Raw genomic sequence first — 677 nt, 5'->3', positions numbered from 1 at the left:
TCAAATTTCTCGCCGCTTTTTATCTCCATGATAACTAGGCGCTTAAAAAACACGGCACCCACGTCCATCGAAAAGACGTTATTTGCGCGTCTGGTTATCCTATTTTCCTCGCTTGCGACGTGCCCGTGAAATATCCTCTTGCCCGTATTATTACTCTCCCAAAATGGCTCTATGCTCCACAGTACGTAGTCCTCGTCTTGCTCCTCTTCGCTTTTGTCGCCGTCAAAGGCTGCGTGGACAAATATGCTTTGCTCCGAGCTCACGACGTGGGGCATGTCACCGATAAAATCCTTTAGCCACGAGAGCGCGAAGCTGTTTAAATTTCGCTTGTAGATCGACCTTTTGGTTTTATCGCCGCCGTTTCTAAGCCAAATTTGATGATCTAGCGAGTCGCCGCCAAAATACCCGTCCATCATCATTTTCTCGTGATTTCCTAGTACGTGGATCAGCGCGTATCCTTTTCTAACGAGCTCGGCGTATCTTTTGTATAGTCCGATCGTATCCTCGCCGCGGTCGCAGCTATCGCCTAAAATAATAACCAAATCCTTTTTGGTCAAATTTATCTTTTTAATCATCAGATTAAAAAGCCCGAGGCAGCCGTGCATATCGCCGAATACGAAAATCCGCGCGTAATCATCTTCGTTTATGTGTTTTATCTTTATCATTTTTTGTTCTTG

General features: G+C 45.3%; 1 protein-coding gene. It reads right to left on the bottom strand.

Annotated features, from left to right (window positions below):
* Nucleotides 1–665, bottom strand: a 665-nt coding sequence (locus tag H740_RS05405) for a metallophosphoesterase (protein ID WP_034957387.1), incomplete at its 3' end; no start/stop codon positions are given.
* Between the last annotated feature and the right edge of the window lie 12 nt (nt 666–677).

The organism is Campylobacter showae CC57C, assembly GCF_000344295.2.
Lineage (GTDB): Bacteria > Campylobacterota > Campylobacteria > Campylobacterales > Campylobacteraceae > Campylobacter_A > Campylobacter_A showae_B.
The sequence above is the reverse complement of the archived record's forward strand: the minus strand, read 5'-3'. Positions and strand labels throughout refer to the sequence as shown.